Annotated in this window: 17 protein-coding genes; 10 read left to right on the forward strand and 7 right to left on the reverse strand. The window is 45.0% G+C overall.

Translation table 11 applies throughout. The features are described from left to right. Nucleotides 1-5 precede the first annotated feature (5 nt). The 4 genes from tssC to Q8W40_RS15135 form a co-directional block, all read right to left on the reverse strand. Nucleotides 6-1,484, reverse strand: a complete 1,479-nt coding sequence (gene tssC, locus Q8W40_RS15120) for a type VI secretion system contractile sheath large subunit (RefSeq protein ID WP_101111593.1) — start codon at nt 1,482-1,484, stop codon at nt 6-8. Further along, complete coding sequence (gene tssB / locus Q8W40_RS15125) at nt 1,484-1,993, reverse strand: type VI secretion system contractile sheath small subunit (protein WP_101111594.1); 510 nt, start codon at nt 1,991-1,993, stop codon at nt 1,484-1,486. The genes tssC and tssB overlap by 1 nt, the downstream gene beginning before the upstream one ends. A 75-nt stretch (nt 1,994-2,068) precedes the next feature. Further along, a complete protein-coding gene (locus Q8W40_RS15130; protein ID WP_101111595.1) occupies nt 2,069-2,602 on the reverse strand; it encodes an Hcp family type VI secretion system effector in 534 nt (177 codons plus the stop codon). Nucleotides 2,603-2,628: 26 nt separating this feature from the next. Next, nucleotides 2,629-4,020 (reverse strand): ImpA family type VI secretion system protein, encoded by a 1,392-nt coding sequence (locus Q8W40_RS15135; protein WP_305398348.1) that lies wholly within the window; start codon nt 4,018-4,020, stop codon nt 2,629-2,631. Between the two features lie 667 nt (nt 4,021-4,687). Here Q8W40_RS15135 and Q8W40_RS15140 point away from each other — a divergent pair. The 3 genes from Q8W40_RS15140 to Q8W40_RS15150 are packed head-to-tail and all read left to right on the forward strand — an operon-like array spanning nt 4,688 to nt 7,550. Then, on the forward strand, nt 4,688-6,679 hold the full coding sequence (locus tag Q8W40_RS15140; protein WP_305398349.1) for a type VI secretion system Vgr family protein: 1,992 nt from the start codon (nt 4,688-4,690) through the stop codon (nt 6,677-6,679). After that, nucleotides 6,679-7,242, forward strand: coding sequence for a DUF6931 family protein (locus Q8W40_RS15145; RefSeq protein WP_305398350.1), 564 nt, complete (start codon nt 6,679-6,681; stop codon nt 7,240-7,242). The genes Q8W40_RS15140 and Q8W40_RS15145 overlap by 1 nt, the downstream gene beginning before the upstream one ends. A gap of 11 nt (nt 7,243-7,253) precedes the next feature. Next, nucleotides 7,254-7,550, forward strand: a complete 297-nt coding sequence (locus tag Q8W40_RS15150; RefSeq protein WP_101111599.1) for a PAAR domain-containing protein — start codon at nt 7,254-7,256, stop codon at nt 7,548-7,550. A gap of 26 nt (nt 7,551-7,576) precedes the next feature. Here Q8W40_RS15150 and Q8W40_RS15155 read toward each other — a convergent pair whose 3' ends face one another. From Q8W40_RS15155 to Q8W40_RS15165, 3 genes are all read right to left on the reverse strand, one after another. Further along, nucleotides 7,577-7,927, reverse strand: coding sequence for a hypothetical protein (locus tag Q8W40_RS15155; RefSeq protein ID WP_305398351.1), 351 nt, complete (start codon nt 7,925-7,927; stop codon nt 7,577-7,579). 83 nt (nt 7,928-8,010) lie between these two features. Then, nucleotides 8,011-9,888, reverse strand: coding sequence for a S8 family serine peptidase (locus Q8W40_RS15160; RefSeq protein WP_370693389.1), 1,878 nt, complete (start codon nt 9,886-9,888; stop codon nt 8,011-8,013). A gap of 356 nt (nt 9,889-10,244) precedes the next feature. Then, complete coding sequence (locus tag Q8W40_RS15165) at nt 10,245-12,140, reverse strand: sigma-54-dependent Fis family transcriptional regulator (RefSeq protein ID WP_305398353.1); 1,896 nt, start codon at nt 12,138-12,140, stop codon at nt 10,245-10,247. 346 nt (nt 12,141-12,486) lie between these two features. On the opposite strand from Q8W40_RS15165, the gene Q8W40_RS15170 reads away from it, so the two are divergent. The 7 genes from Q8W40_RS15170 to Q8W40_RS15200 all read left to right on the forward strand — a co-directional run. Beyond that, nucleotides 12,487-13,575 (forward strand): ABC transporter ATP-binding protein, encoded by a 1,089-nt coding sequence (locus Q8W40_RS15170; RefSeq protein WP_101111603.1) that lies wholly within the window; start codon nt 12,487-12,489, stop codon nt 13,573-13,575. Nucleotides 13,576-13,580: 5 nt separating this feature from the next. Further along, nucleotides 13,581-14,684: an ABC transporter ATP-binding protein gene (locus tag Q8W40_RS15175; RefSeq protein ID WP_101111604.1), complete on the forward strand. Its 1,104-nt coding sequence runs from the start codon at nt 13,581-13,583 to the stop codon at nt 14,682-14,684. Then, nucleotides 14,681-15,544 (forward strand): carbohydrate ABC transporter permease, encoded by an 864-nt coding sequence (locus Q8W40_RS15180; RefSeq protein ID WP_305398355.1) that lies wholly within the window; start codon nt 14,681-14,683, stop codon nt 15,542-15,544. Before Q8W40_RS15175 ends, Q8W40_RS15180 begins: the two co-directional genes overlap by 4 nt. A gap of 11 nt (nt 15,545-15,555) precedes the next feature. Beyond that, a complete protein-coding gene (locus Q8W40_RS15185) occupies nt 15,556-16,356 on the forward strand; it encodes a carbohydrate ABC transporter permease (protein ID WP_101111606.1) in 801 nt (266 codons plus the stop codon). A gap of 11 nt (nt 16,357-16,367) precedes the next feature. Continuing rightward, entirely contained in the window at nt 16,368-16,640 is a 273-nt protein-coding gene (locus Q8W40_RS15190; protein ID WP_101111607.1) for a DUF2160 domain-containing protein, read from the forward strand. Nucleotides 16,641-16,720: 80 nt separating this feature from the next. Continuing rightward, complete coding sequence (locus tag Q8W40_RS15195; RefSeq protein ID WP_305398358.1) at nt 16,721-18,442, forward strand: ABC transporter substrate-binding protein; 1,722 nt, start codon at nt 16,721-16,723, stop codon at nt 18,440-18,442. 902 nt (nt 18,443-19,344) lie between these two features. Beyond that, a partial coding sequence (locus Q8W40_RS15200; RefSeq protein WP_305398360.1) for a transposase occupies nt 19,345-19,615 on the forward strand: 271 nt, incomplete at its 3' end.

Here is a 19,615-nt window from a genome sequence, read left to right on the forward strand (position 1 = left end):
TAGGATTAACCAGGAATGTTGGCGACCATGCGAAGCGAGGTCGTCAGTTCTTCCATTTGCAACCATGGGCGCAAGTAGGCGACAGCTGAGTAAGAACCTGGGCGACCAGCTTGCTCTTCTACCGTAACTTTTGCTTCCACAAGCGGATGCGTGGCTTTTGCGTCATTGCCGATGGCATTCGGGTTGACGTACTGGTTGATCCAAGAGCTCAGCTCTTTCTCAACATCGTTTGGATCGAGGTTTGAACCAATGCGATCACGACCCATAACTTTCAGGTATTGTGCGATACGGCTGCTCGCCATGGTGTATGGCAAGCGCGCTGAAATAGCCGCGTTGGCTGTCGCATCTGGATCAGTGTAAGTCTTTGGTTTGTGAGCTGTTTGAGCACCCATGAACACGGCGTAATTTGTGTTCTTGTAGTGCACTAATGGTAAGAAACCAAGGTCGCTCAGCTCTTTCTCACGCTCATCCGTTAGGTTTACCTCGGTTGGGCATTGCTGCAGAAGGTCGCCCGCATCAGAGAAGTGCGTGAAGTTTGGTAGGTTCTCTACTTTACCGCCATTCTCTGTACCACGAATTGCCGTGCACCAGCCGTATTTCGTGTAGGCCTGAGTCATAAGAAGACCGAATTCGTATGCCGCGTTGCTCCATACAAAATCGTTGTCTGAAGAAACGATCTGCTGACCATTGTCACGGGTTTGAAGCTCTTCAAACGCGAATGACTTAACTGGCACCGTTTCTGAACCGTATGGCAAGCGAGCCATGGTTTTTGGCAGTGTTAGAGCCACGTAACGAGCGTCGTCGCTTTCACGGAATGCGTTCCAGCTCGCGTAAGCTGGAGAATCGAAACCAGCCGCAACAGGCTTACCTTCAGCAAAGCTACCAAACGAGTTAAAGTCGAACATGCCTGCGTTGGCAGCCGCAACAAATGGCGCGTGAGAGGCAGAAGCCACTTCACCCATGTAACGCAATAGCGCGATGTCTTCATCGCCATAACCAAATTCGTAGTCACCAAGCAGTGCACCGTATGGTTGACCACCTGCTGTACCAAATTCTTCTTGATACACCATGTTGAAGAAACGGCTGCGATCGATCGCTGGAGCATCTTCAAATTGTTCTAGCAATTCGTCTTTGGTGTAATCAACCAGTTTGATTTTTAGATCAGGACCTAATTCACTGTTTTTAACCAGCTTCTGAAGCCCCAACCACGAGCCTTCTATTTTCTGAAACTCGTTGTTTTGCATAACGGATGAAAGCTGCTCAGAGATTTTGCTGTCTAATGCGCTGATCGCTTTTTCAATAGTTAAGGTTAGGTTTTTATCCCAAGTCACCGTGCCTTCAAGCGCCTGAGAAGTCATGATGCTCAATAGCTCTTTGGTAGTATCAACAGGCGTTTGTGCCGTTGCACTGATCGCGCGATCTAAAAAGCTTTGTGCCGTTTCCGCTTCGCCTGCACCTTGTGCTGCTTGTTGTTCTACAGACATTATTCCGCTCCCTCTTTGTTCAGACCCAGTTCTTCCGCCAAACCATTGATGGCGTCCGCACTTTGCAGAACTTCTTTCAACAGACGCTCGAGATCTCTTGAACGATCAGCTTTGCTTAATAAGACTTTCAGCTGCTCACGGGTTTTCACAAGCTGCTTGAGTGGGTCGATCTGTTCAACCAAGTTCTCTGGGTGGAAATCTTTCATCGAGCGGAAGCTCAGATTCACTTCAAACTGGCTGTCGTCGTTTGCAAGCTTGTTGTCCACTTTGTAAGAAAGGCGCGGATGAATTTGCCCCATTACCGTATCGAAGTTGTCTTTATCGATACCTGTAAATTCGCGCTCTTCAAGATCCACTTTTTCAGATTCTGGTTTGTGACCGGAGAAGTCACCAATTACACCAACAACAAACGGCAGTTCTTTGGTCTCTACAGCGCCATTCGTTTCAACATCGTAAGTGATACTAACGCGGTTTTTGCTGACGCGTTTATGTTGTGAATTCAATGCCATAACGGTGTCCTAAAATGAGATATTTCATAAAAAAGACACGCCACAAAAGAGTGGCATGTCTTAGGGATGGGAGGATTACTTACCAGATGTCATTTTTCCGGCTGGAATATCATAAGTTACAACACCACCACTCGTACTAATATCACCACCTTCAGTTTCGTAGTTGTGCTTCTGAGAAATTGATGTGTAAGAAAGAGATAAGCTTTCGTATGGTTGAGAACCGTCAGTACCGCTTACGTTGTAAGTCACAAGACGTGCTTTCTCGAGTTTCACCTGAAAATAGACATCTACACCTTGACCATCGTTAGACGGCTTAGTGAATGCAACTTCAACGGTTTTTCCTTCTTTACCTGGGTTGAATAGGTAGCAAAGTAGATCTTCAGATGCACCATCAACTTCTTTGGTTACGCTTACTTCACTAACGCCAACCATGCCAGAATCAGCATTCGTTGCATTACCAATATCCATGGACACGTTACGAGCACCGCCCCAAGAGTAAGAGTTAATTGCAAACCAACCCTCATTAGTTCCTTCAGCGGTCTTTAGATCTTTCATTGTTGCCGCACCTTCAACTTGAAGCCCAGCAACACGCATGTAAATACTTGCCATGATTTTTCCTTATTTATAAAAAACGATTACCAACTCAGAGCCGACGAAGCGGATGCTTTAGGTTCGTTATCTTGTTTAGATGGGGTATCAGCAGGGGAAGTCTGTGATACATGCTCTTCGACATCTGGCTGCTCAGAAACGGGAGGAGCAGCTTGAGGTGCCGGTGTGTTTTTAATGTCATCCGTCGGGGTACTCACCTCCGGCAACAAAATCTGATCGAGATGATTTAGCCCGGCGGAATTAAAAATTGTGCTCAAGGAGTCGCTGTTTTGCTCCGACATCATTTCTTGCAGCAGTTCCGGAAGAGAGAGGTATCCCCATCGAATCGCTTTTTCTAGCAAGAAAGAAATTGGGCTGTGTGGCTCGCTCTGGCGAAAATAATCTGAAATCTCTCGCAATAAATGAAATGCCAGATCTCGATTCATGTTGTTCACGTTGCCTAATTCGGAAAGGTTGTCCGCGCGTAACTGTTGAGGGGCAACATGAACAGGTTCAGTTGACGTATGAGCGTTGCTGGATGAAGGTGTGTTTTGAGCCACAGAAGCGGTGTTTTCCTGTCCTACGGATTCTTCTATCTCTAACGCTGCCACTTTGGGCTCTGTTTTTGCCGTAAGCTTGATGCCGCTTAAATGCACAAGAGCGTTTTCAACACGTGTGAGCAGTGATTTGGCGAACTTGAAGTTCGCTCCTTGTGTACTCACGCTTTGCGCATAGGTTGCAACTGATGCAGACAGACGGTCCAACTGAGCGATACATCGAGCAACGTTCTCCAATTTGGATTGAATTGCCGAGCGCTCTTGTGCAACGGTGGTCGATAATGAAGACTTAAGTTGGCTTATTTCACCTTTGCGTTCTGCACTTTGAAAATCAAAGAATGTCACACTTCCAACCAATGGAAGTTGCAACATAGGTGCATAAAGAATCGAGCTTTCTTCGCTATCTCCCACCAATTGGAAAAACGCCTTCACCTTGGCTTCTGCCTGTTCAGTGGCTTGCGCTTTCTCACCTTCCGATTTCAGCTTTTCTATCGGAAATACGGGGTTTAGCGCTGCCCAATGATTTTCAACCAAGTCTGCCAACCATTCTAGGCTGTTTGCTGCGCTATCTATCGTTTCATCAAGAAGAAATTGCGCAGCAACAAACCAAGAAATTAGCTCTATATCCCTGGTTGTATGGGAAAATTGTTCTAGCAGAGTATTTGACAGAGCTCGCCAGCTCGCCACACATGCTTCCTCTAGGGCTTCTTTCTCATCATCACTTGGATTTTGGCTAAGTTTACGCAGCGATGTTTGAGCCACGTTAAATTCATTTCTCAAAGGACGAAATGCACTTTTGTTGAGTTTCAGGAACACACCGCATGCTAAATCGTCGCTAATCGGAGTAGAAAGTTGCTCAATTTGATGCTTTAAAAATGGCATGTTTTCCTGCTTTATTACTGCTCAATCAATAGTTCTGTTTACTTAAAAAACATAGGGATGAAACGTTATAATATTGCTCACCCTTCGCTAGCGCATTCAATGACAGAAAACAACCGAACGAGTTTGTTTAGCTGTTCATTTAATTGGGGTAAATAACATTTCGCTAATATAAGATTCTACAAGTGATATTTTTATAAACTGAGTGAAGAGTATATATTTGAGCTGGATTTTAAAAAGACCTATTTACGTCACATTTAGACGGGGTTTAGGTCACAATCATATTAAAAGCCAAATTAAAAACAATACAAAAATCAATTAAGTAATTGTTTAAAAAGAACTTGCAACAGAAAACCATTAAGAAAATCATAAATAAAATATATCTTAAACACAGCCCTAAAAGTCTTGCATACAATAAGGGATTAATGTTTATTTTTTTCAACCACCCTTTAAATATAAGGGGTTAATCGATTACATAGGAATTACCTATTAAATTAAAAGTTAATTCCTATTGAAATAATCATGAACTCACAATAAATTAGATAATATATAAAAATAAAAATGTCTAAAACACCTATTAGTATAGATGTCAATTTTATTTAATCATTTTAAGCGCCTACCCTTTAAACAATTCAAGCATTTCGTTTATTTAATAGTGATTTAAGTGAATATGAGCAACAGCGAATTAAAGCACCAAAGTCGTTCCCTAATAGCAAAGCTATCAGACAACAAAAATTACATCGTCACTCAATTAATTGGCGAGGAGCGTGTTTCTGAGGGGTACCTGTTCTCATTTTCTATCGCTGCGAACTCAGAAATTGATGTGAAAGTTTTGGGTAAACCAGTTAATGTTGCTTTCAACCAACCGTCTGGCAAGCGCTACTTTACTGGCCTGTGCAGCTCCCTTCAATTCACAGGTCACAGCCGAGAAAAACAACAGTTTTACTATCAAGTAGAAATGGTTGATCCATTCAAGCTATTGACTTATCGACGCAGTCGCCAAGTCTTTCAAAACATGACGACCAAGCAAATTATCGAAAAATTGCTCGGCGAATCTGAACTGAAAAGTTTTGTTCAATTCTCAGTATCAGGAAGTGGGAAGAAACACGAATATTGCGTGCAGCTCGACGAAACCGACCAAGCCTTTATCCTTAGATTACTGGCAAATGAAGGTTGGCTCTTTTATGTACGTCATCAATCCAGTAAACCATTGGTCGTCATCGGTGATTCTAACCAACGTTTCGAGAAGTTGACTCATTCAGCCCTAAGCTATCAAGAAGGGGGCAACAAGGCACTGCCCACTTTATCTACGTGGAGCCATTCCTACCAAATTGGTACGGGGAAAGTGTCGTTAGCAGACCACACACAAGCACTAGCGGAAAAGTTTGAAAGTGGAGAAAGAAAAAGTGCCGAGAGCTACGCTTCCACAGCCCTTTCTCAGGAGCTTTTCGCTTACGGACTAGAAAACAAAAATGAAGCTCGCGATGCAGCAAAAAGACAAATGGAAGCCTTAGATCTCCAAAAATCAGCCTCGCATTCAGCCTCGAGCATCGCAGAACTGGCGTGTGGATATAAATTCAAACTAGAAAACCACCCGCTGAAATCGATGAATCAGGAATACGTGATTTCCCGTATCTCTCATCAAATTTCGAGCGAAGAGTCCCATGGTGACATCAGCTACAGCAATCAGTTTACTTGCATCCCTGATTCTTTGGTATTTCGTCCAGAGCGGCGTGAAAAACCGCGAGTTCATAGCCTGCATACCGCGGTTGTAACCGGCCCTAAAGGCGAAGAAATTTATTGCGATAAAATCGGTCGTGTGAAGGTACAGTTTCACTGGGATAGAAACGGAAAGAACGATGAAAATAGTTCGTGTTGGCTCCCCGTTTCTCAAGAGTTGGCAAGCAAAGGGTTTGGCACACAGTTTACGCCTCGCGTGGGTGATGAAGTCTTGGTCCAATACATTGATGGCGACCCAGATCGCCCTGTCATCACTGGCTCCCTTTACAACAAAAACAATGCCGCGCCTTACAGTTCAGGTTCCCAAAGTGGCATCAAAACCCGTTCTACTCCGAAGGGAGGCAGTAAACAAGGTAACGAGCTTCGCTTTGAAGATAAAAAAGACAAAGAACAGGTTTTCCTACATGCCGAAAAAGACTGGGTACTGGACATTAACAATGACAGCCAGTCCACCATCAAGGGTATGAAAACAACCAAAGTCGAAAAAAGCGTGTCGGTGTCTGCCAAAGAAGACATCACGATAGAAAGCGAGAAAAAGCTTACTGCCAAAAGTAAAGACAACTGGACAGGTGACAGCAGCAAAGATCTGAGCCTGAATGCCGGTTCAAACGTGAACGTGTCCGCTAAATCCACAGTGAGTGTCGACGGCAGCCAAGTTTCAATTACAGGAAAAAGCAAGATTGAATTGAAAGTTGGAGCAAGCAAGATCGAAATCAGCGCGAGTGGTATCAAGATTGAAGCACCCCAAGTATCCGTTTGCGGAAAGGCGAAAGCTGAAATGAAGGCGGCAATGGTCAACGTAGAAGGTCAGGGCAAAGCTGATATTAAAGCGGCACTGGTTTCAGTAAACGGCAGTGCAATGACGCAGATTAAAGCGGGCGCTATGGTTCAGATTCAAGGTGCGATTGCGAAGGTAAACTAATGACGTTAATAAAAATTCCGCACCAACATGTAAAAGACATTTTGGATCTGTATGAACCCAACGACGCATTTGCTGAACTGGCAAATGAGCACACGATACCAATAAAACTGATTTCTCACGCTATGGAGCAAGAGCTATTCGGTGATGCAGTCACTTTTTTGGCCCATGCCCTGCCCGTTCGCGAATCTATATGGTGGTCGGTCACTTGCGCTTCTTCACTCTCTCACTGGAATGAAGGCGAAGCCAATGCCATTCGTGCTGCCAAAGCTTGGGTACACACCCCTGATGAAACCAGTCGCCGATTCGCCGAACAGATGGCGAACAAAGCGAGTTTGGAAAACGGTGCTGGCTGGGCAGCGCAAGCTGCATTTTGGAGTGGTGGCAGTATGATTAAACCGGAAGATCCAATCGTCCCGCCACCACCGTATTTGTATGCACAAGCGGTAGCGGGCAGCATCAATCTTTCTGCGGTTCTTCCTGATGGAGAACAAGCAAAGGAGCGCTACCACATTTTTGTTGAGATGGGATTAAACATCGCATCCGGTGGAAACGGACAAGTTTAGGAGGAAATACCATGTTGCCAGCAGCAAGAGCCACAGACATGCACTTATGCCCAATGCAAACGCCTGCTCCTGTACCTATCCCTCATGTTGGTGGACCACTACTTCCATTGCCAACAACGGTTTTGATAGGGAATTTACCCGCAGCAACAATGGGGCAGGTATGCGTTTGTGTAGGGCCACCAGACAGCGTTGTTAAAGGCAGCGCCACGGTGTTGATTAACAACAAACCTGCAGCTCGAATGGGGGACACAACCGCGCATGGTGGGGCAATTATAATGGGTATGCCAACGGTCCTCATTGGAGGTTAAGAGATATACCCAAGTGACCTGTTTGTTCATTGCGGAAACGGGTCGGCATCTTCATGCATATCTCGTTTCGGCACGGGTTCTATGTAATTGACACAAGGTTCACCCGCAACATTTTTCACTTGTTCTGATCTCATCTTCACTATGAACACGTTGTCGTGTATCAGTTCAGTGATCACGTCAATCTCTTTGGCTTTCAGTTTTGAAAAAACATCCCCTTTACAGTGAGTTGAGAACTTAACGTAGTATTTCTTTAGCTGTTTACTGCTGTCTTTGTTACCGCTGTCTTTATCATTATTTATCGAATTATGAGCGCTCGCGGTTACGACGTTCATCAACAATCCGATAGTGATCATCCCTAGCTTAAGATACTGACTCAATATATTTTCCACCTAGTTAGGGTATGAGCATTAAAAGTTTTGGGTACAAAAATAAAGTGCCTCCGAAGAGGCACTGAAGCTATTTACAAATTACATACGTGTGACCAGCTGTTGTCACTTCCTGGTACTGAACGTGTCCACCAAATTGCTTGGTAAACCGCACCATTGTGAACCAGCTTGTCGCCACCAGCTGCATGGTTGGGATTACCTGCCCAATCAACTTGTGGCCAATCAGGGTAAACATTCACACCCGTCGCATCACAAACAGTAGGATCAGGAATTGGCTCGCCACCATTACAACCGAGATCTAAGTACTCTTTTGCCGCTACAGCATTGACCAAGCCGTGACCAGTGCGGTTGTCTTTACCTGCTGCATCAATATCCGTTGCTGTTTTGGCAAGCGCTTTACGAACATCAGCTGCGGTACATTGTGGATGGTAGCTCCAAACAAGTGCCGCGACACCGGCAACATGTGGCGTCGCCATTGATGTACCGTTGTAGTATTGGTAGTCCTCACCTTTCGTTACGCTAACCGTAATAGGCTGACCCACCGACCCTGCAAGCTCTTGACCAAGCGTACGGTCTACAGAAACTGAAACAATAGGCGCTTCGTTTTTCTCATCGACCAAGAATGGGTTTTGAAGCCCTGTCAGTTCAGTATTACTGTAGACAATAGCAGCTGATGCACCTGCAGTGTTACACGCTTTTACCGCATTGATTTCTGGGCGATAGGTGCCTTTTTGGTTTTCGATTCGTTCAACCAAACACACCTTGTTTTTCATATCACCACAAACGTATTTACCGGTGCTGATATCACACGCTGCTAAAGCTAGCGTCTGAGAACCATCGATTGGGGTAGGCACAAATTTAGACTGTGCATTTTTGATATAGCGGTTGTGTGGAACAATGCCGCGAGCATAGAAGCTTTGCCCGTTAAGCTGGATATCCGCCAAGATACCTTCACCCATGGTCACTGTAGACAATACGGATACACCCGGCGCAGATACTTCCACTTGATTGGTCGCTTGTGAGAAATCGGCATGATCAAGTGCCGTGTCCACTGCGGCGACGGAAACAACCGAGTCGTAAGATGCTGGGTAGCTGTGTGCTGTATTACCAGCGTTACCTGCCGCAGCAATGAGCAGAACACCGCTTTTCTGATGACGGCTAAATGCGGCTTTTTCTGTTGCGTTTGAGCGCTTACCCCCCAAGCTCATGTTCACAACGTTCGCCCCGTTACTTGCACAGGTATCAACGGCTTTTACAAGATCGGAAGAATACGCCCACTTGCCATCTTTAAAGACTTTAACAATGTGCAAATTCACATTTTGGTTCGGCATCACGCCCACCACACCCGCATTATTTGCAATGGCTGCTATCGTACCCGCAACGTGTGTACCATGCGCGTTACCTGCACCGGGAATACTCCAGTCGCCAGTCCCTGTATCGTTGGTACCTGTAACTTGGTTAGTCGCCAAATCATTGTGCGCAACATCGTACCCGGAATCGATAATACAAACCGTACGATTACCTGCATTGGTATCAGCAAGCAAAGTAGCACCTACGGAATCTTGCCCCCATGGCGTAACTTCACTGAGCAGGAATCTAGGCTCGTCAATTTCCACATACTCAACATCTAGATTTTGCTGAAGGGAATTAAGAGCAGTATCGTTTAATTCAACACTGTAGATTGAACGGTTGCCAAGCCTATCGATCTGTTGCGCGTTAACGCGATCCAATACAGACTCTTGAATCATTCGTGCGCCTGAAAACGGGCTTAGTCCATATTTTTCAGGGGTGCTTGAAAGGTCATTCTTAAACTTGACTAAATATTTTACTGGCAGCTCTGCCTCTGAATTACCACTAAATTCATCGGCTACAACATAGCTGGAAGTGAACATCGCCAAAGCCAACACTGTGGGTTTGAAAATCCCGATATTTTTCTTGTGTAACTTCATCATTTACTCATTTCCTTAATAATAAGCATTTATGCAAATCGCTCTTGAAGGCGTCCTATAAGATGCTTTCCAAAAGCTGACCCGCTATAAGTCAACGCTTACAATTTGAGCAAATAATTTATAAATTAAAATTCTGTGCAATGGATTGCACTCACGCTTCCAACGATTTCAGTTAACATCAAAAAATTAAACAGAATACCTTATAATTCAATGTGTTAATAGTAATATTCTGCTTATACATTCAGTTTCACCACATAAAACCATGCTACCAAGGTGGATTAATTAGAATCAAAATGATCAAATAAAAAACCACAAACCAATCAAACAAACCACAACCCGATCACAATACAGACAATGGTTTACTTTAAGCCACTTTCCCTTAGGCGTTTATATAACGTATTTCGGCTAATATTTAGCTCTTTCGCGGTTTTAGAAATATTGCGATTCATCCGTTCATAGGCTTCCAGCCAGTCTTCTTTTTCTTTGAGTTCGTTTTCGGCGATTGACTCATTGTGAGGCGCAATAAAGGGACGAATATTCGACTCTTGTGGTGTATTGATATGAACATCGGACAAGAAATCATCGGGCAGATCATCAACTTGTATGGCGTCGGGTTCCGCCATAGCAAGGGCGATCTGAATCACACTCACCATTTGCCGAATGTTGCCAGGCCAAGGGTGAGATTTGAACAAAGACAGTACTTCCATTGAAATCTGCCCCGGTTGTTCATTGGAAGAGAATTTACTCAGTAGGTATTGGACTAACGCGTCTTTATCTGTTCGCTCACGCAGCGGTGGCAAAGTAATGTTTAGCCCCGACACTCGGTAGTATAAATCTTGGCGAAATTTCCCAGCTTCCACCTCTTGCTTGAGGTGTCGGTTGGTGGCAGACACTAGTTTGAAATCGACAGGGTAAGATGTGGTTGAACCAAGGGGAGTCACTTTTCTTTCTTGGAGAACACGTAACAAGCGAGCTTGCACATTGAGCGGCATATCTCCAAGTTCGTCTAGGAATAACGTGCCTTTATCGGCTTTTCGAATTAACCCGATATACCCTTTTGTATGCGCCCCCGTAAACGCGCCTTTTTCGTAGCCGAACAATTCGGATTCAACCAATTCAGAAGGGATCGCTGCGCAGTTTACTGCAATTAACGGAGCATTCGCCCGCTCGCTAGAAAGATGAAGCGCATTTACAAACACTTCTTTACCTACACCTGTTTCACCATTAATCAAAATAGGAATGTCGGTGTTCAGGATCTTGCTGGATTGTGTAATTGCCTTTGACAACCTTGGGTCGCCCATGTTTAAACGATCCAAGTCCAATACATCGTCTTTCGCGACGCCTTTAACGGAGGAGGGTTTAGGTACGTTGCGAAAATCCAACGAACGACCTTTGGGGATCTTGGGTGGCATCACGATGCCATGAAAGTTGAAATTGTGCTTTGAGCGCAAAACCAGTGGAGTATAAGCAGGGTGAGCAAGCAATTGATCCATTCGAACATCAAACAACTGATCGAGATTTTGTAAGGCTAAGTCACAACCGAGCACCACTTCTGCGCGTCGGTTTGCCGACACGATTGTCCCCTGCTCATTGAATACGAGGAGTGAAGACCATTGACTATCAATGTTCTCTTCACTGGTGTTGAACCAAAACAAAAAATGATCAGAGTTAAAGCGCGACACGATCAACTGATTTTCGATAGCTTGTGACATCAGCTTTACCATGCCAAGCGTATGGGCTGTGGGCATGTAGGTATCACTGGAAATCGACAGCACTCCAGTCATGCGTCTTTCAGCATCAAACAGAGGCGCAGCCGACCCTGTCATAAAGCGATTTGATGCAAGGAAGTGTTCATCATGGAAGACTTGAACAATAGAACCTGTTTCCAGTGCCGTGCCTATCGCATTCGTCCCAATAAGCCCTTCTTGCCAATGCACACCATGATCAAACACATGAGGCTGGTTCTCTTGGAAGAAGCGCTGCTCCCCCCAACTACTGAGCACTTGCCCCGTCGTGTCTGCAAGCATCACTAGGCAATTACTGTTGGACAGAAGGTTGTCATAAAAAGGCAGCACTTTTTGCTGCGTGGTTTGCAGCAGCCCATGATGTTTATCCAGCGAGAGACCGAAGTCCGATTCGCTGCTCATTTCTATTTGTGGGGTGCTGGTATGCGCAAGCCCAGCATCGCGGCAACGTCGCCACGAGCTCTCTATGATCGACTGATGGGAACGATCATTGTTTTTATATTCGTCCATGAAATCCACATATACAGCTAAGCAAAAGCTCGAAAGTGCGAGCAAAAATGTTCGAAAACGAAAGTAATGTTCAATCAGTGTTCAACTCAAATTAGCACAAACTGAACACTTTGAACACATTTCGTTAACAAATGTGATCTTGCGCTGTTAACACTAAAATCTACGAAATCTCATAAAGTTAAAGTGATAATTCTATTAATTCATTGTTTATTCAAGAGTTAAAGTGTTTAAAACGGTCAATGTTTTCGTTTAACAACAAATTGGCACATTTCTAGCAATAACGAACATTATCGAAAATTTTTTATACCCAAGATTTAGACATAATTTCGAAGTTAAGGAGAACTTAGTGTCATTAACACTTGAGCAGGTAAGCAAAATTGTGGACAACGAGGTCCACATCAATGAAGCCAGCCTCACGTTTGAACCGGGGTCGTTTAACGTCCTGTTGGGGAGAACGCTCGCAGGTAAAACTTCATTGATGCGATTAATCGCTGGGTTGGATAAGCCCACATCCGGAAGAATTCTGGTCAATGGTGTCGACGTAACAGGCATGCCTGTGCGTGAGCGCAATATTTCTATGGTCTACCAGCAATTCATTAACTACCCCAATCTAACCGTATTTGAGAACATCGCTTCGCCTTTACGTTTAGCGGGCATGGCGGAGAAGGAAATTCAGGAACGTGTTCATGCCACCGCCGATATGCTACGCATTACCGATTTCTTAAAGCGAGTACCTTTAGAGCTTTCAGGGGGTCAACAACAGCGTACCGCTATGGCAAGGGCTCTGGTGAAAGACGCTGAAATCATTTTATTTGATGAACCCTTAGTCAACCTCGACTACAAGTTGCGCGAAGAATTGCGCCAAGAGATGCGAGAACTTTTCCAAACTCGCCATACCATTGCAATTTATGCCACGACAGAACCAAACGAAGCGCTTGCGCTAGGTGGTACCACTACCATTTTGCATGAAGGCAGCGTGGTGCAATCGGGTAACACGGCAGAGGTTTATCACAAGCCTAGCTCGGTAGAATCCGCGACCTTGTTCAGCGAGCCACCTATTAATCTTATGCCTGGCAAAGTCACCGACAGCGAAGTGTGTTTTGATGAGAAAGCCCACTTCCCACTTAACCAGTCTTTAAAACACCTTGGACAAGGAGAGTACATTTTTGGTATTCGCCCAAGCCACCTCAGCTTACTGCCTAAAAACGATGATGATATCGAGCTATCTGTTCAGGTAGAAGTCGCCGAGATCAGCGGATCAGAAACGTTCCTTCACGTATGCAATAACCATTTTGAAATGGTGCTGCATTTACCCGGCGTACACAGTTATGACGTTGATGAATCCATCAAGATTTACATCCCTATTCATAAGTTTTACGTGTTTGGCATGGACGAAGAATTGATCCATGCCCCTAGTCATCATCTTCTGGGGTAATTGAAATGGTTCAGATAACTCTAAATGCGTTAGCGCATACTTACGACAAAAAGAAAGGACCGGATTCAACGTACGCGATCCAAGAAATGACGCACACTTGGCACCAAGGTGGCGCATTTGCCTTACTTGGTCCGTCGGGTTGTGGTAAATCCACGTTGTTGAACATTATCTCTGGCTTGATGAGTCCATCCGACGGCGAAGTGCTGTTTGATGGGGTAAAGGTGAACGACATTCCACCGCAAGACAGAAACATCGCACAGGTTTTCCAATTTCCGGTGATTTACGACACCATGTCGGTGTACGACAACTTGGCATTCCCTCTTCGTAATATGAAAGTGAATAGCGCCAAAATTCACTCTAAAGTGACCGAAATAGCCGAGATCCTAGAGCTCACCCCCGTTCTGAAAAAACGAGCAGAGCATCTTACAGCGGATGAAAAACAAAAAGTATCCATGGGTCGCGGACTGGTTCGGGATGATGTTTCCGCGATTTTGTTCGATGAGCCACTCACGGTTATCGACCCACAATTGAAGTGGAAACTTCGCCGTAAGCTCAAGCAGATCCACCAGCAATTCAACATCACCATGGTGTACGTTACCCATGATCAGCTCGAAGCCTCGACCTTTGCCGACAAAATTGCAGTGATGTACGAAGGGCAAATTGTGCAATTTGGTACACCACGGGAATTGTTTGAAAAACCCAACCATACGTTTGTGGGCTACTTCATTGGCAGCCCCGGCATGAATCTTATTGAAGTGATTCCAACGGAGCATGGTGTGCGTTTCGACGACATTGATCTGCCGCTTTCTGCTTCCCTTCATGAACAGGTTCAAAGTGCCAACACTCATAACATCAAGATCGGTATTCGCCCTGAGTTTGTGCACGTGTGGGAGAAAGAAAACAGCTCTGCCATTAGAAGTGAGGTTTCCCATGTGGAAGACCTTGGTACTTACAAAATTCTTACGCTCAAAGTCGGTAATCAAGAGGTGAAAGCGCGCTTACAGGAAGACCAACCTGTTCCTGTGAATGTCGCGTATATCAGCTTTCCTGAGCAATGGACCATGGTGTATTTGGATGAATTTTTAATTGGCGAGAGGGAAAACTCATGAACAAGGTGAACAACAACAAAGCCTGGTTTTTAGTGTTGCCAGTATTCCTTCTGGTGGCTTTTAGTGCGGTCGTACCTTTAATGACGGTCGTGAACTATTCATTGCAGGATATTTTTGATGCCAATACCGCCTACTTTGTAGGGACAGAGTGGTACAAAGAAATGCTGAACGACGAGCGTCTTCAAGGGGCTTTGTTTCGTCAGTTTGGATTTTCATTCGCCATTTTAATGATTGAAGTACCGCTTGGAATCATGGTGGCGCTAGCGATGCCAGCAAAAGGCAGAGGCTCAGTTTTTTGCTTAATCGTGCTAGCGCTGCCCCTCCTCATTCCACTCAATGTTGTGGGCACCATTTGGCAGATATTTGGCCGTGCCGATATCGGTTTGTTTGGGTGGGCACTCACCAGTCTAGGCGTCGACTATAACTACGCAGGGAATCCAGTTGATGCTTGGCTCACTGTACTCCTTATGGATGTATGGCATTGGACATCACTGATTGCGCTGCTTTGCTACTCAGGCTTACGCGCCATTCCAGATGCGTATTACCAAGCTGCGCGTATCGACCGCGCATCTAATTGGGCTATTTTCCGATTCATTCAGCTTCCGAAGCTCAAAAGCGTTCTGTTGATTGGGGTTCTGATCCGCTTCATGGACAGCTTCATGATCTACACCGAACCGTTTGTTCTAACAGGTGGTGGCCCGGGTAACTCTACAACGTTCCTTAGCCAAGCACTCACTAAAATGGCCATTGGCCAGTTCGATATTGGTCCAGCTGCGGCGTTCTCCATTATCTATTTCCTAATTATCTTGCTGGTGAGTTGGTTGTTCTACACCGCAATGACGCACACAGAGAACAAGTAGAGGATTGAATCATGACTAAATCAAAACTATTCGGCCTCATCGCATACGTGATATTTCTGCTGCTGCCGATTTATTGGTTGCTCAACATGTCGTTCAAAGAGAATCAGGAGATTCTGAGCGGTTTGAGCTTCTTCCCTGAAACTTGGACGTTTCGTAATTATCAGGTGATCTTCGAAGACCCAAGCTGGTACATGGGATACATCAACTCCATCATCTACGTGGTGATGAATATGTGTATCACGCTTGCCGTCGCCTTACCTGCTGCGTATGCGTTTTCACGCTATCGCTTTGTTGGCGACAAACACCTGTTTTTCTGGTTACTGACCAACAGAATGGCACCACCTGCGGTTTTCTTGTTGCCATTTTTCCAGCTGTATTCATCAGTTGGGCTGTTTGACACCCATATTGCCGTCGCACTCGCACACTGTCTGTTTAACGTGCCGTTAGCGGTTTGGATTCTTGAAGGGTTTATGTCGAGCGTACCTCGTGAAATCGATGAAACCGCCTACATCGACGGTTACACCTTCCCGAAATTCTTCGTCAAGATTTTCTTACCGATGATTCGCTCGGGAATTGGGGTTTCTGCCTTCTTCTGCTTCATGTTCAGTTGGGTCGAGTTGCTCTTAGCACGAACGCTCACCTCGGTCGATGCTAAACCGATCTCTGCTGTGATGACCCGAACCGTAAGCGCCTCGGGTATTGATTGGGGCGTATTGGCGGCTGCGGGTGTGCTCACCATTCTGCCGGGCATCTTAGTAATTTGGTTTGTGCGTAACCACGTGGCGAAAGGCTTCGCCCTCGGACGAGTTTAAGGAGATACATCATGAATTGGATGGCATGGACTACTCCATCAGCACTGTTTTTTACAGGGATCGCTTTGATCCTTATCACTATGACAATTTTGGAAATCAAATACCCGTGTGTAGAGCGCAAAGGCTTTTTGCCTATTTCGACCACACGTGGCGACAGACTTTTTATTGGGTTACTGAGCGGAGCTTTCATTCATTTGGGGTTCGTTGGGCTGAGTGAAATCAATATTTGGGTGCCTTTTACTGTCTCTGTAATTTGGCTATGTACCGTACTGAAATGGGGATGATGACGCGATAAGCATACATAAAGGTATGTAAAAACATAACGTTATAACGTGAAATATATAAATAACAGGAGTTATTAGTAATGCAAAAGGATATGAAGAAAACCTACTTAGGACGTTGTATGTCTCTGGCTCTGCTGATGACAGCCGTGTCACCAATGGCGTCTGCCGATATGGCAGCGGCAAAGAAGTGGCTGGAGTCTGAATTTACGCCATCGACCCTTTCTGTTGATAAGCAACAGGAAGAAATGCAATGGTTCATTGATGCCGCTCAGCCTTTTAAGGGCATGGAGATCAATGTTGCTTCCGAAACCATTACCACTCACGAGTACGAAGCGAAAGTCTTGGCGAAAGCGTTCTACGAAATCACAGGAATCAAAGTTAACCATGACTTGATCCAAGAAGGTGATGTTGTAGAAAAGCTGCAAACCCAAATGCAAACTGGTCGTAACATTTACGATGCGTACGTCAATGACTCCGACTTGATTGGTACACACTTCCGTTACGGTAAAGTAGTCCCTATCAGTGATTTCATTGCGGGTGAAGGCGCTGTGGTGACCAACCCAATGCTGGATTTGAAAGACTTTATCGGTCTGAGCTTTACCACAGGACCAGACGGCAAAATATACCAACTTCCAGACCAACAGTTTGCCAACCTTTACTGGTTCCGTGCCGACTGGTTTGAGCGCGCTGATTTGAAAGCCAAATTTAAAGACGCTTACGGATATGAGTTGGGTGTGCCGCTTAACTGGTCAGCATACGAAGACATCGCTGAGTTCTTTACGGACAAAGTAAAAACCATCGATGGCGAGCCTGTATACGGCCATATGGATTACGGTAAAAAAGACCCATCTTTAGGTTGGCGTTTCACCGACTCATGGTTCTCCATGGCAGGTGCTGGTGACAAAGGCATTCCAAATGGATTACCTGTCGATGAGTGGGGCATTCGTATTGAAGGCTGTCAGCCTGTTGGTTCTGATGTGTCTCGCGGTGGTGCCACGAATGGTCCGGCAGCTGTTTACGCAACGACAAAATACGTGGATTGGTTGAAGAAGTACGCGCCACCAGAAGCTCAAGGTATGACCTTTGGTGAAGCTGGTCCAGTTCCGGCACAAGGTTCTATCGCGCAGCAAATCTTCTGGTACACCGCCTTTACTGCGGATATGACCAAACCGGGCTTGCCAGTGGTGAACGAAGACGGTACACCAAAATGGCGCATGGCACCTTCACCACGTGGTCCATACTGGGAAGACGGCATGAAGCTGGGTTACCAAGATGCAGGTTCTTGGACCTTCTTGAACAGTACACCACTTGATCGCCGTAAGGCAGCATGGCTGTACGCGCAGTTTGTTGTGTCTAAATCTGTAAGCTTGAAGAAAACCTTGGTTGGTCTAACGCCAATTCGTGAGTCGGACATCAACTCTCAGGCGATGACAGACGCAGCGCCTAACTTGGGTGGCTTGGTCGAGTTCTACCGCAGTGATGCGCGTAAGCAATGGACACCAACAGGTACAAACGTGCCAGATTATCCAAAACTGGCGCAGCTTTGGTGGCAATACGTTTCGGAAGCAGCAAGCGGCGAGAAAACACCACAAGAAGCACTAAATGGCTTGGCGAAAGCGCAAGATAAAGTACTTCGTCGCCTAGAGCGCAGTAAAGCTCAAGGTGAGTGTGGTCCTAAACTCAACCCAGAAAAAGGCGCGGAATACTGGTTAGCTCAACCGGGTTCTCCAAAAGCCAAATTGGCCAACGAGAAACCACAGGGTAAAACCATGGCGTACAAAGATCTGATCGCTTCTAAGTAAGTGGCTTCTAGATAAGTCACTTCTGAATATGAAGTTCAGATCACCTTATTTGCTTCTGGCTTAGGGAATCTAGAAGCAAACCAGCCAGCAATGTGTAGGGCATTGCTGGCTTTTTTTTGGGTTCTAACATAACTATATTGCGACTGACTCTACCTTTTCTATTTAAATGTCTTGTAAAGATAAATATGAAACAAATGGCATCTATATGAAAGGAGTAAATTTATGCCAATAGAAGTAACGTTTAGTATTAAGAATAAAAAAGTTGTAGTGAAGGATACGGCAACACAACATATGGATACGTAACCGTTACGGATTAGACCTTGAAATGACAAAATCACTACTTATAACTTTATGCTATTTAGTCAGTTTTTCCTCGTTTGCATCAGCTATCGAGACCGACCGGTTCAAGATAAATATCCCCTCTTACTTTGCCATTCCTGCCTACCAAAGTAACAATGACGAGCAGACCTAGACGTATGTTACAGAGCTTGGTACTTTGATCATCTCTGAACAGCTATGTGATAAGGCATGTCCAGTTGTCTCACAAGATGACGTAAATATATACAACAATCATGAGAGAATGAAAAACCATAGCTCAGTTATAATTGAAAAAAATGAAATTGTAGGCTGGTTAGTACATTCTCCAACATACAGTAATACCTTTACTTCAGAAGTAACTTTTTCTCATTTAGATGCTTCTATTTCATTTCACTTCATATACAAAAAAACCAATTCGTCGTTAGACACACATAGAAGCCTTGTGGAATTTATAAGATTGATTAACAACATTGAGTTCTTATAAGTGCTATTAACCATCTAAAATCCATTATTGTAGTGGCATAGTGAATTTGGCCACCTGATTAGAGGTGTTAAGATGCACCTCGTACACAACAGGTGGAACTATGACAAGGCGTACGAGAAGAACTTTCAGTCCGGAATTCAAACTTGAAGCAGCCCAGCTAGTTGTTGACCAAGGTTACTCTGTGGTCGAAGCAGCTAAAGCTATGAATGTGAGCAAATCTGCTATGGACAAGTGGGTAAGGCAGCTTAAACAAGAGAGACAGGGTATTACTCCAAAAGCAGCGCCACTGACGCCAGAGCAAATAGAGATCCGAGAGCTTAAAAAGCGGATCGCTGAGCTAGAAGAGCACAACGAAATCATAAAAAAGGCTA

Source organism: Vibrio penaeicida, from assembly GCF_030689305.1.
In the GTDB taxonomy this organism is placed as follows: Bacteria; Pseudomonadota; Gammaproteobacteria; order Enterobacterales; family Vibrionaceae; genus Vibrio; species Vibrio penaeicida_B.

Coding starts and splice junctions, on each gene's coding strand:
- tssC (WP_101111593.1), bottom strand. CDS start 1,484: ATGTCTGTAGAACAACAAGCAGCACAAGGTGCAGGCGAAGCGGAAACG.
- tssB (WP_101111594.1), bottom strand. CDS start 1,993: ATGGCATTGAATTCACAACATAAACGCGTCAGCAAAAACCGCGTTAGT.
- Q8W40_RS15130 (WP_101111595.1), bottom strand. CDS start 2,602: ATGGCAAGTATTTACATGCGTGTTGCTGGGCTTCAAGTTGAAGGTGCG.
- Q8W40_RS15135 (WP_305398348.1), bottom strand. CDS start 4,020: ATGCCATTTTTAAAGCATCAAATTGAGCAACTTTCTACTCCGATTAGC.
- Q8W40_RS15140 (WP_305398349.1), top strand. CDS start 4,688: ATGAGCAACAGCGAATTAAAGCACCAAAGTCGTTCCCTAATAGCAAAG.
- Q8W40_RS15145 (WP_305398350.1), top strand. CDS start 6,679: ATGACGTTAATAAAAATTCCGCACCAACATGTAAAAGACATTTTGGAT.
- Q8W40_RS15150 (WP_101111599.1), top strand. CDS start 7,254: ATGTTGCCAGCAGCAAGAGCCACAGACATGCACTTATGCCCAATGCAA.
- Q8W40_RS15160 (WP_370693389.1), bottom strand. CDS start 9,888: ATGATGAAGTTACACAAGAAAAATATCGGGATTTTCAAACCCACAGTG.
- Q8W40_RS15165 (WP_305398353.1), bottom strand. CDS start 12,140: ATGGACGAATATAAAAACAATGATCGTTCCCATCAGTCGATCATAGAG.
- Q8W40_RS15175 (WP_101111604.1), top strand. CDS start 13,581: ATGGTTCAGATAACTCTAAATGCGTTAGCGCATACTTACGACAAAAAG.
- Q8W40_RS15180 (WP_305398355.1), top strand. CDS start 14,681: ATGAACAAGGTGAACAACAACAAAGCCTGGTTTTTAGTGTTGCCAGTA.
- Q8W40_RS15185 (WP_101111606.1), top strand. CDS start 15,556: ATGACTAAATCAAAACTATTCGGCCTCATCGCATACGTGATATTTCTG.
- Q8W40_RS15190 (WP_101111607.1), top strand. CDS start 16,368: ATGAATTGGATGGCATGGACTACTCCATCAGCACTGTTTTTTACAGGG.
- Q8W40_RS15195 (WP_305398358.1), top strand. CDS start 16,721: ATGCAAAAGGATATGAAGAAAACCTACTTAGGACGTTGTATGTCTCTG.